This is a genomic window from Photorhabdus sp. P32, assembly GCF_038085095.1.
Lineage (GTDB): Bacteria > Pseudomonadota > Gammaproteobacteria > Enterobacterales > Enterobacteriaceae > Photorhabdus > Photorhabdus luminescens.
In genome coordinates this window covers 1-1,092 of sequence record NZ_JAZGJN010000099.1, presented here as the reverse complement: position 1 = coordinate 1,092, position 1,092 = coordinate 1, and the positions used below count along the sequence as shown (strand labels likewise).

Genomic DNA, 1,092 nt, shown 5'->3' with positions numbered 1-1,092 from the left:
TGTTGGGAATGGCGAGTGATAAGGAAAACTCTCGGTTGACCGCTTTGAAAAAATATAGGGTATTGCTAAACCGTGTTGATGCTAGCTTAGCGCCAGATATTTATTGGCCCGAAAAACCTAGAGTAATAGAATAAGGGCTGCAATAAACTGGCCCCAATAGTTGGACAGTCTAAGCAGCTAACATGGCCTAGGTTCGATATTATACCGAACTTAGACCATTTAGTTGAGAATTAGTCACCTTGAAGAATTATTTCGGATAACTCGTTCAATAGGTTGTCCATTCTCGTCAAAATATCGGCTTGGCCAAATTTCTGAGGGATGTACTCCGAGATTGTTCGCAATAATCCACTCTCCTTTAGGCCAAGGCCGTGATAGAGCATTAGCTAATGTAGATGAGCTAAGTCCCTCCTTACGTGATACTGCGGCTAAGGTAGTGCCGAGCTTACGTAAGGCAGCGATAATGTCGGCGGTATGCCAATCTTTTTTATTCATTTCCTTCATATCTCCATATAACAAACGCAATAAATTATCCTATTTTGGGATATTTAAGTAAATGGCTGATATTCGATTTTGGGATATTAATCAAGGTTAAAGAAATGGCATCGATTTATTCATATGAATATCAACTAGTTATAAACGCTCTTCGTAAAGCTAGGATAGAAAAAGGTATTACTCAAAAAAGCTTGGCTCAAGCCTTAGATCGACCTCAATCATTTATTGCTAAAATTGAAAATGGTGAAAGAAGGTTGGATGTAGTTGAATTTGTGCATATAGCACATTTGCTATCTGTCGATCATGGGCTAATTTTAGGAAAAATTCTGTTCGAAAAATCGCCTAACAAGCTAAAACGATCAGAACTTATAAAATAAAAAATCCCATTTTGGTATAAATCAACAATCGATTGATATTTAATCCTAAATGTTTAGTAGGATTGAATATATGGTTTCAATTTACTCTGATGAATATCAAATAGTTATCAAAGCACTCCGTGAGGCTCGTATAGCAAAGGGGGTCACGCAAGAGAATTTAGCTCAAGCGCTAGATCGCCCTCAATCATTTATTGCGAAAGTTGAGAATGGTGAAAGAAGATTG

At 37.5% G+C, this 1,092-nt stretch carries 4 protein-coding genes; 3 read left to right on the top strand and 1 reads right to left on the bottom strand.

All coding sequences use genetic code 11. The annotated features are described in order from the left end of the window. Positions 1-8: 8 nt before the first annotated feature. Positions 9-134, top strand: a complete 126-nt coding sequence (locus V2H77_RS00480) for a tail fiber assembly protein (protein WP_341497233.1) — start codon at positions 9-11, stop codon at positions 132-134. A gap of 100 nt (positions 135-234) precedes the next feature. Here V2H77_RS00480 and V2H77_RS00475 read toward each other — a convergent pair whose 3' ends face one another. Beyond that, positions 235-492, bottom strand: coding sequence for a helix-turn-helix domain-containing protein (locus V2H77_RS00475; protein WP_065389358.1), 258 nt, complete (start codon positions 490-492; stop codon positions 235-237). A gap of 104 nt (positions 493-596) precedes the next feature. Here V2H77_RS00475 and V2H77_RS00470 point away from each other — a divergent pair, with 104 nt between their 5' ends. Further along, positions 597-869 (top strand): helix-turn-helix domain-containing protein, encoded by a 273-nt coding sequence (locus tag V2H77_RS00470; protein WP_118988198.1) that lies wholly within the window; start codon positions 597-599, stop codon positions 867-869. A gap of 70 nt (positions 870-939) precedes the next feature. Then, positions 940-1,092 (top strand): helix-turn-helix domain-containing protein (locus V2H77_RS00465; protein ID WP_341497232.1); only part of this gene is annotated, 153 nt, incomplete at its 3' end.

Coding starts and splice junctions, on each gene's coding strand:
- V2H77_RS00480 (WP_341497233.1), top strand. CDS start 9: ATGGCGAGTGATAAGGAAAACTCTCGGTTGACCGCTTTGAAAAAATAT.
- V2H77_RS00475 (WP_065389358.1), bottom strand. CDS start 492: ATGAATAAAAAAGATTGGCATACCGCCGACATTATCGCTGCCTTACGT.
- V2H77_RS00470 (WP_118988198.1), top strand. CDS start 597: ATGGCATCGATTTATTCATATGAATATCAACTAGTTATAAACGCTCTT.